The 9,176-nt window shown below is 49.4% G+C and carries 7 protein-coding genes; 2 read left to right on the top strand and 5 right to left on the bottom strand.

Annotation, left to right across the window (positions count from 1 at the left end; translation table 11 throughout):
• Window positions 1-6 precede the first annotated feature (6 nt).
• The 5 genes from purU to AC2VDX_RS06415 form a co-directional block, all read right to left on the bottom strand.
• On the bottom strand, window positions 7-861 hold the full coding sequence (gene purU, locus AC2VDX_RS06395; protein ID WP_378174114.1) for a formyltetrahydrofolate deformylase: 855 nt from the start codon (window positions 859-861) through the stop codon (window positions 7-9).
• On the bottom strand, window positions 858-1,889 hold the full coding sequence (locus AC2VDX_RS06400) for a DUF4340 domain-containing protein (protein ID WP_378174111.1): 1,032 nt from the start codon (window positions 1,887-1,889) through the stop codon (window positions 858-860). Before AC2VDX_RS06400 ends, purU begins: the two co-directional genes overlap by 4 nt.
• Window positions 1,874-3,763, bottom strand: coding sequence for a GldG family protein (locus AC2VDX_RS06405; protein WP_378174108.1), 1,890 nt, complete (start codon window positions 3,761-3,763; stop codon window positions 1,874-1,876). Before AC2VDX_RS06405 ends, AC2VDX_RS06400 begins: the two co-directional genes overlap by 16 nt.
• A gap of 396 nt (window positions 3,764-4,159) precedes the next feature.
• Complete coding sequence (locus AC2VDX_RS06410; RefSeq protein ID WP_378174105.1) at window positions 4,160-4,963, bottom strand: ABC transporter permease; 804 nt, start codon at window positions 4,961-4,963, stop codon at window positions 4,160-4,162.
• Window positions 4,964-6,016 (bottom strand): ABC transporter ATP-binding protein, encoded by a 1,053-nt coding sequence (locus AC2VDX_RS06415; RefSeq protein ID WP_378174103.1) that lies wholly within the window; start codon window positions 6,014-6,016, stop codon window positions 4,964-4,966.
• A 99-nt stretch (window positions 6,017-6,115) separates the two neighbouring features.
• Here AC2VDX_RS06415 and AC2VDX_RS06420 point away from each other — a divergent pair, with 99 nt between their 5' ends.
• Together AC2VDX_RS06420 and AC2VDX_RS06425 are read left to right on the top strand one after the other, a co-directional pair.
• Window positions 6,116-8,173: an S-layer homology domain-containing protein gene (locus AC2VDX_RS06420; RefSeq protein WP_378174100.1), complete on the top strand. Its 2,058-nt coding sequence runs from the start codon at window positions 6,116-6,118 to the stop codon at window positions 8,171-8,173.
• A gap of 207 nt (window positions 8,174-8,380) precedes the next feature.
• The gene (locus tag AC2VDX_RS06425) at window positions 8,381-9,091 is read left to right on the top strand and encodes a hypothetical protein (RefSeq protein ID WP_378174097.1); all 711 of its coding nucleotides are present in this window, start codon (window positions 8,381-8,383) and stop codon (window positions 9,089-9,091) included.
• The last annotated feature ends 85 nt before the right edge of the window (window positions 9,092-9,176 follow it).

The following is a 9,176-nucleotide window of genomic DNA, read 5'->3' on the forward strand; positions in this document are numbered from 1 at the left end:
GATCGCTTACTCAAATACTACTGTGCGATTCCCGTACACCAACACACGATTTCGCAAGTGCGATCGCACTGCTCTTGCTAACACGACTCTCTCTAAATCTTTGCCTTTGCGAATCAAATCGTCAACCTCATCCCGGTGGCTGACTCGCACTACATCTTGTTCAATAATTGGGCCTGCATCCAAGTCGGTGGTGACATAGTGCGCCGTTGCACCGATAATTTTGACGCCGCGTTCGTAGGCTTTGTGGTAGGGATTGGCTCCTACAAATGCCGGTAAAAATGAGTGATGGATATTGATAATTTGCGGAAATTGATTGATAAAATCAGGGCTGACAATTTGCATATATTTCGCCAGGACAACTAAATCAATGTTGTATTGCCGCAGTAGTTCTAATTGTTTGGCTTCCTGCTGTGATTTGGTTTCTTTGGTAATCGGAATGTGATGATAGTCGATGCCAAATTGAGCGGCTACATCATTTAAATCGGGATGGTTGCTGATAATTAGCGGAATTTCGGCGGAGAATTCTTTTGCTCTGTGACGCCAAATTAGGTCAAAGAGGCAATGATCTTGTTTGCTTACCCAGATGGCAATGCGGGGTACAGTGTCGGAAAAGTGCAGCTGCCAGTTAGCTTGTAGAGGTTGCGCGATCGCGTTAAATGCTGGGCCAATCAACTCACGCGGTAGATTAAAATCTTCTAACTGCCACTCAATTCGAGTGAGAAATAACCCAGCAGCAAAGTCGGTGTGCTGATCGGCATGAATAATATTGCCGCCATTAGCGTAGATGAAGTTAGCAATTTTTGCCACCAATCCTCGTCGATCGGGGCAGGAAACTAGCAGCGTTGCGGTGGGGCTGTTCATGGGGAAGGAGAGGGACTGGGATTCTCTAACTTTTCGGTTTTTGAAGTCTCGTTTTTACTATTTTTTGGAGAGGGAGAAGGGCTGGGCTGAGGTGACTTAGCGGGTGTTGCTTTGTCTGATTTTTTGTCCGAAGTATCTTTCTTACTTTCTGGGGAAGGAGAAGGACTGGGCTTATCTGACTGAGACGGTGTTGCTGTTTCAGAAGTCTCGTTTTTAGTATTTTTTGGAGAGGGAGAAAAACTAGGTTTATCTGACTGAGATGGTGTTGCTTTGTCAGAGGTTTTATCCGAAGTATCTTTCTTACTTTCTGGGGAAGACGGACTGGGCTGAGGTGACTGAGATGGTGTTACTTTGTCAGAGGTATTATCCGGACTATCTTTTTTAACCGCTTCCTTGGCTTGCCATTCTGACAGAGGGCGTTTTACACCATACTCGAAGTCTATTGGTACTAAAAGCACCTCTAGCTGCTGAGGCGTCGGCGCGGGGGGGTCAACTTGAGCATACAAGAAACTACTATTGAAGTTAGGCTTCCCCAAAATTATCTGATGAGTTTGCTGATTGTTCAGCCTTACTTCTATCGTAGCTTGGGGTTTGTCGAGTCCATATTCTTGCAGCTGGTTAGCAAAGATAGAGAGAGTGCGATCGCTCTTGCCATCTACCAGTAAATCTAGCAAGTATGAAACAGATGGATCGCTGGCTGGGGCGTCGCTGGGCGCTTTCATCTGCCATTGAGAAATACTAGGCTTGTCCACAGCTTGCTGAGTGACTCGCTCAAACTTCAAGGTTTGTTCCTGACTTTTAACTGTCAAAGCCTGTATCTGGTCTTTTTCAAAAGAAAAGATATCCTTTTGTTTTGCCTGTGCTGCTTCTCGTTGGGGGGCACCTTTAATTTCATAAAAATAAACGAATCCCCCCAAACTAAGCGCCAACAGTATCAGAATCCAAGTTGTTCGTTTTAGCTTCATAATCAACACGCGAGTTGATTTTAGATTAAATCCAAAATCCAAAATTACTAACGTCTTAACCACCAAACCAGTCCGGCTGTAATAAACCCGATTAAGGGCATAATCAACACAGCTATCCAACCCAATATATTGGCTTGGTCTTGGGACAGGTTGATGCGACGATCTTTTACTTGTTTGGGACGGATAGATAAAAGTTGCTCATCCTGTTTGCTTAACCAGCTGACGGAGTTGAGGAATACATCTCCATTTAGTTGCTGATCGAACAAACCATCGCTAGCAAAGTCAGAATTACCCAAGACAACCAGACGGGATTCTGCTGCCTTTTGGTCAGCATTTTCCGTCTTTGCCGGTGAATTGGTAGGAGTTGGGGACGCACTGGGGCTAGCGGTTGTCGCCGTTGGAGTAGGAGAAGCTGATGTCGTCGCCGTTGGGGTTGGGGACGCCCTGGGGCTAGCGGTTGTCGCCGTTGGAGTTGGAGTGGGAGAAGCTGATGTCGTCGCCGTTGGAGTTGGGGACGCACTGGGGCTAGCGGTTGCCGTTGGAGTGGGAGAAGCTGATGTCGTCGCCGTTGGAGTTGGGGACGCACTGGGGCTAGCGGTTGTCGTTGGAGTTGGAGTTGGAGTGGGAGAAGCTGATGTCGTCGCCGTTGGGGTTGGGGATGGTACAGACGCGCTTTGGGGAGGATAGACGCGATTTAGGGCGACGCCGAGAATTAGAGGTCCTTGGCGATCGCTTTCGGGATTAAACTGCAAGCGATCGCTTTGGGGATTGCTCTCAGCCCAACTCTCGTCCTTTGTCACCAGCAAAGGCGTCGCCTGGATACCGGCGATGGGAGTCACTTCAATCGGTCGTGCAAACGGGTAGAAAGAACGACCATCCTGAAAATCTTTAGTAATGGGATGTTGACCGTAGCGCGTAACCATAATCACCGCCGGACTCAGCCCCGCCTGACCGCCGGACAGGTCAATCGCAAGACGATTATCCAGCCTCACTCCCCAATCTTTCAGCAAGCTATCCAGACCGGGATTGGTATTCCGGTCTACCATCACCAGCAGACTACCGCCACGCTTCAGGTAATCGCTCAAAGCTGTGACTTCGGCTGCAAACAGCGCCCGTTTGGGGCCAGCAATGACGATGAGGTTAGCATCTTGGGGAATTCCTGAAGTTTTAGCCAAGTCTAGGGTTTGAGTGGTGTAGCTTTTCTCTCCCAGGCTACTCACCGCTTGAGAGATACTTCCTTGCGCCGCTTGTAAGGGACGTTCGCCGTGACCTTGGAGGAAATAAACCTTGCCCACGCGATCGCTAGTAATTTGGGCGATCGCATTCGTCAGCCCTGTTTCCGAAAGGCTCTCCCCCCGCTGCGGGTTCACTGTCTCGATGAGCTTTCGTCGCCCCTCCGATTCCAGATAAACTTCCCCTAGGGATTGAAGGTTAAACCTTTGAGCCAGTCCGGGTCGCAGTTGCGGATCGACAAATTCAAAACTAAATTGAGAGCCATATCGCCGATAATTTTCCAGCAATTGTTGGTCTTGAGGATTGGGATTTTCCTCAAATACCCACACCTTGACTGGCTGCGACAAATTTTGCACCAATTGCTGCGACTGGGGGGCGAGGGTAAATAGCTGATTTTCAGTTAAATCCACTCGCACGGCACGGCGAACACCCAGAAAATTAATCAGCCCCAAAATCACCACCACCGCCAGCGTTGCCGCCAGAGCATTGGTTCCCGCCTGAGTTGACCTGCGTCCCCAAAAGCCATTTGGCGAACCGCCCAAAGATAGCAGCCATAACCCAATAATTACGATTCCAGCAACGATTAAACCTACGGGCACCGCCCCCCAGCTACTGGATACCAATCCAGCAACTAGACCCGTAATTGCCAGAACTGGGCCAAGCAAAAAGAGATATTTTAAATACTTCCAATTGATGGTTTTCATGTTGGCTAATTGAAGGATTGCTAACTGCTGCCAATGGATTTTAGGTAAGCGTTTAGCTTGGGTGACAGTTCATCAATGATATAGCAATCCTATTTAAGTTGTGCGCGAGTATTCGCCTTAGTGTAGAGACAAGGGTTATCGCGTCTCTACAAGGGTTCGCGAATCATTTAGGATTGCTATAGGTTTGAGTGTATTGATCTGTTCATCTGTCAATAAATCTACCCCGTAGGCTGAAGCCTAGGGCTATACAAACGAAGCCTGCCGGGAGCAGGCTATAGAGATGCATGAGACCGCGAAGGCGGTCTTTGTACGCGCCAGCCCCACCCTTTAGGGTGTGGGCTACTTGCAAGTTTTCACGCATTCGGTCTTCCCATCTAAACAACTCCACTGTTCCATTTAAGAACGCTGATAGCGCAAGGTATCGATAGATTGGGCAGTGAGAAACACGCCTAAGATAATGTAGCTAGCAAACATAATCAGACTGCTAGTATCAACCACACCTTGCACCAGAGTGTTGTAATGTTTGACTAAGGATAAATGATTCCACGCCTCTCCTAAAACGCCGCCAGTCAGTTTAGCTAAAAGCTCGATCAGCGAGAAACATAAAATTAGCACAAAGGTAAGAATGGCTGCCAAGATTGTGCTTTCGGTGAGGGAAGAAATAAACATTCCCAAGCTAAGAATCGCTGCGGCAACCAAGATTAATGCTGCATGACCCAATAGCGGTACCGCAGGCGGCAGGGGTGGGCTTGAGGCATTAAAAGCGATCGCTTCGTATACCAGCAACGGCACCACCATTGTGATAAAAAATGTCAGTACCCCCAACAATTTACCCACCGCCACCGCCCAGTTTGTGATCGGCGAGGTGGCTAATAGCTCTAAAGTCCCTCGCTTGCGTTCCTCGGAATACAGCCCCATTGAGAGAATGGGCAGAATAAATAACGATAAAAAAAACATTGCCCCTAGAAAGCTTTGGAGAGTGTTATAGGCGACATCGATAGGAGGAACGGGTGCGCCGATTTGCTGTCCTTGAAAATAAATATCCAAAGCGCGATCGCTCTCAGCTTGCAATGCAGTGAGGAAGAATAATCCAGCTAAAAACCAGAAAGCACCCGCCACTATATATGCCAGCGGCGAAGCAAAATAGCCATGCAATTCCTTGCGGTAAATTGCCAAAATATTACTAATGATTACGCCCATTTATTCAACTCCTCCAGATTGCTCATTGGCAACGATGACAGCAGCTTCTGCGGGCGAGGTGGCGGATGTCCCATTGCCATCGGTTTCATCCGTATCGGGATCTACGACTACCTTTTCTTGGGTCGTCAGTTCGATAAACACGTCCTCAAGACTAGCGCGAGTGCGGCGCATTTCATACAATGCCACCCCCGCCCCAATTAAAACCGCAGCAATATCACGCGCCGGTTCGGTGCCCGGTTCTGATACTACACGGATTAGACAGCGATTGGGCGGTAATTCCTGGCTGGGGATGGATTCTACAAAACGAACTCCTGGCAAAACTAAAAGCATCTGTTGCACAGCTTCTACATCCCCGTCGATTTCCAATTCATAGCCAGATCCGCCAGCTAGCTGTGCTACCAGATTTTCCGGGCTATTCGTTGCCACAAGCCGACCGCGATTGATAATTGCCACTCGGCTGCAAGTCATGCTAACTTCCGGCAAAATATGGGTAGAGAGAATGATTGTGTGGCTACCGGCAAGGCTTTTAATTAAGTTGCGAACCTCGATAATTTGCCGGGGATCGAGACCAACCGTGGGTTCATCTAAAATAATAGCGGGTGGGTCGTGGACGATCGCTTGGGCAATGCCAACCCGTTGGCGGAAGCCTTTAGAAAGCTTGCGGATGAGTACCTTGCGCTTTTCAGTGAGGTTGCAGCGTTCCATTGCCGAATTGACTTGGGCTTTGCGATCGCGTCTGGGAACGCCCTTAATCCGCGCCACAAAATGCAAAAATCCCTCCACGGTCATGTCAGGATACAAAGGTGGCGTCTCCGGTAAATATCCAATCCGCCGTCGCACCGCCATTAAATCTTCATGCACATCGTACCCAGCAATCCGGGCAGTCCCACTGGAGGCGGGTAAATATCCCGCCAAAATCCGCATGGTTGTCGTTTTTCCGGCACCATTCGGTCCCAAAAAACCCAAAATTTCCCCAGGTTCCACTTTAAAGGTGACATCCTGTATGGCTGGGGTCGAGCCATAGATTTTGCTTAAATTTTCAACTTCGATCATTATGGGTCATTGGTCATTGGTCATTGGTTATTGGTCATTGGTCAAAAGCAAACAACTAAGGACGAATGACAAAGGACTAAATTCAAAACTCTTTACTTTATGGGTCAACCAATGCTTTATGTCAACCCAGCGACTGGCAAAGATAACAGTGTCGGTAACTCATCTGCCCCACTGAAGACGCTTACTCGTGCCCTGAAGCAGGCTCAAGCCGGAACTTCGATTCAGTTGGCATCGGGGATTTACAATGCGGCTGGGGGAGAAGTGTTTCCCCTGGTTATCCCGGCTGGGGTGACGGTGGTAGGGAATGAATCCAGCAAAGGCAAGGGAATTCAAATAGAAGGCAGTGGGGAATATATTAGCCCAAGCTTTGGCTCCCAAAACATTACCCTGCGGCTGGAAACGGATGCCCAACTGCGGGGAGTAACGGTGACAAATCGGGGGGCGAAGGGGACAGGGGTTTGGATAGAATCTACATCGCCAAGGCTGGCAAATAATACTTTCACCAGTTGCAGTCGAGATGGCGTCTTTGTCACGGGTACGGCTAAACCGGCAATTTTGGATAATGTATTTACCCAAAATGCCGCCACAGGTCTTTCCCTCTTCCGTAATGCCAAGGGGGAAGTGCGGCGGAATGTGGCAGACAGAACGGGTTACGGGATTTTGATTGGGGATCGGGCGGCTCCCCTAATTACCGATAATAAGATTTTTGCGAATCGGGCGGGGATTTTTCTGTCTCGTGACGCCACACCCGTGCTGCGTCGCAATCTAATTGAGAAAAATACACAAGCAGGGCTAATTGTCAATGATGCGGCAAAACCCCAGCTAGGGAGTCGTCAAGAGCCAGCGGGGAATATTTTGCGGGATAATGGGGAAGTCGATCTGCAAAATCTGACCCGGTTCACAATTGTCTCAGCGGGAAATCAGCTGAATCCGGCGCGGGTGCAGGGAACGGTGGAATTTGTGGCGGCGACGGTTGCCGCTAATTTTACAATGGGACCTGCCCAGTTTAGCGATGTTGCGGGTTATTGGGCGGAAGCGTTTATTCAGGCGCTGGTGGCGAAAAATCTGATGAGTGGCTTCCCGGATGGGACGTTTCAGCCAGAAGCGGCAATGACTCGCGCCCAATATGCAGCAGCGATCGCTAAAACCTTTAACTTGCCGCCACGACCGGGAAATCCCAGCAGTTTCAAGGATATTCCAGCAGATTTTTGGGCGGCGGGGGCGATCGCTAAGGCTGCGTCTATGGGTTTTATCTCTGGGTTTCCAGATAGCACATTTCGACCGGGGCAAAATCTGACGCGGGTGCAAGCGATCGCATCTTTAGTCAGTGGTTTGGCACTCACCGGGGGCAATTCTAGCGTCTTGGGAGTTTATGGCGATCGCGCTCAAATTCCCAGCTACGCCACAGATGCTGTCGCCGTTGCCACCACGAGGCGCATGGTGGTGAATTATCCCCAAGTTCAACAACTCGAACCGATGCGAGACATTACCCGTGCCGAAGTTGCCGCACTCATTTACCAGGCATTAGTCACGACTGGGGAACTCAAGGCGATCGCTTCTCCCTATATTGTCAATCCTGATGCCAATCCCGACTCGTCCCTTCCCAGCTTCAGCGACATTCAGGGACATTGGGCAGAAAATTCTATTCGAGGATTGGCTAATCAAAACCTGCTGGGTGGCTTTGCCGATGGCACTTTCAAACCAGACGATCGACTCAATCGGGCGGGATTTGCTGCTTTGTTGGTCAAAGCCTTTAACCCCACTTCCAAACGCCCCGCCATCCAGTTCACCGATATCCCCCCTACTTTTTGGGCGCAGGCGGTCATTCAACAAGCTTATAGCGGTGGCTTCATTACCGGATTTCCCGACCAAACCTTCCGCCCCCAGCAGCCGGTTCTGAGAGTCCAGCTGATTGTTTCTCTGGTGAGTGGATTGGGCTTTGCCTCTGGGGATGAAAAACTCTTAGACAAGTACGAAGACCGCGAGGCGATTCCCGCCTATGCCCGCCCTGCTGTTGCTGCCGCTACACAACGGGGCATCGTTGTCAACCACCCGGCACCCGCACAACTCAATCCAAATCGAGAAGCCACGCGAGCCGAGGCAGCTGCTATGGTTTATCAGGCATTAGTCACCACTGGGCGATTGCCTGCTCAGTAGGGGCTTTCGCATTTGGGCGATCGCGATAAATTATCGCCCGTAGGCGTAAACCCTTAAAGAATGCATATTTTGCTTGTCTTGTCAAATACTTCTACTGGACTAGCGCTTAGAGTGCAAGATGTAAATATAACCAATGACTAATGACTGATGACAGCTAATCGCTAATCTGCGATTAATATTATTTCTGGTCTGCCAAGTTAAGGTCTGATGACAGAGTCAACTCAAGACTCAGCTACTGCCTACGCAACAACGCTGCTTCTTTACTATTGTTTTGAACTGATTAGGGGTTACACGGCTGAGGAATTGGTAGCCCAGTGGCTCCACAACTATGGTGCCAACTGGGTGCGTCTAGCCGTGATTGAGGCGCTCTATCAGGGACGTTACAAAGCGATTTCTGTCGAGCAAATCTTAAATTTCTGGTCTCGGCGCGGTCAAGCGCTGTATCACTTTAACCATGATTTTGAGCGCTTGGTTTGTCGCAATTTTCCCCAAAATTTGACCGAAGCAGCCGATCCGCTACCGGCAAACTTAGCTTCTAACTCTGAGTCAAGTCTAGAGCGAGTCAATGCTAGAGACGCGATGAATCCAGTTTATTCATCCTCAACGGAAGCAGCCGCAGATGCCAGTGACGATGCTAGAGCGATCGCAACTGGTCGAGCGATCGCCCAGACGCCGCTTTCCCCAGAGGCTGCCGCTTCCGTCTCAGAACCGACGGACACCAACAACCCTAGGGACGTTGCCAATTCAGAAGACGCCAGCACCAGTTTCTCGCTGCGTTCTAGTCACAAAAATTATCAAGCAAATTGGTCGCGTTGGGATGTCAGCAAACGCCCAATACACCAATTCATCCCAACCGCAGATGATTCGGATTTTTACCACAAACTCAAAGCCGTCGCCCAGAGTGATGAAGATGCTTAAGCAATTAAAAATTAAAAATGAATAATCCCCATTTTTAATTTTTAGTAGCTAGTAGGTTGGGTTGAGGAACGAAACCCAACTTATG

It is taken from the genome of Coleofasciculus sp. H7-1 (assembly GCF_057473865.1).

Bases quoted from the DNA above. Each gene is read 5' to 3' on its own strand.
- purU (WP_378174114.1), bottom strand. From the start codon at position 861: ATGAACAGCCCCACCGCAACGCTGCTAGTTTCCTGCCCCGATCGACGA.
- AC2VDX_RS06405 (WP_378174108.1), bottom strand. From the start codon at position 3,763: ATGAAAACCATCAATTGGAAGTATTTAAAATATCTCTTTTTGCTTGGC.
- AC2VDX_RS06410 (WP_378174105.1), bottom strand. From the start codon at position 4,963: ATGGGCGTAATCATTAGTAATATTTTGGCAATTTACCGCAAGGAATTG.
- AC2VDX_RS06415 (WP_378174103.1), bottom strand. From the start codon at position 6,016: ATGATCGAAGTTGAAAATTTAAGCAAAATCTATGGCTCGACCCCAGCC.
- AC2VDX_RS06420 (WP_378174100.1), top strand. From the start codon at position 6,116: ATGGGTCAACCAATGCTTTATGTCAACCCAGCGACTGGCAAAGATAAC.
- AC2VDX_RS06425 (WP_378174097.1), top strand. From the start codon at position 8,381: ATGACAGAGTCAACTCAAGACTCAGCTACTGCCTACGCAACAACGCTG.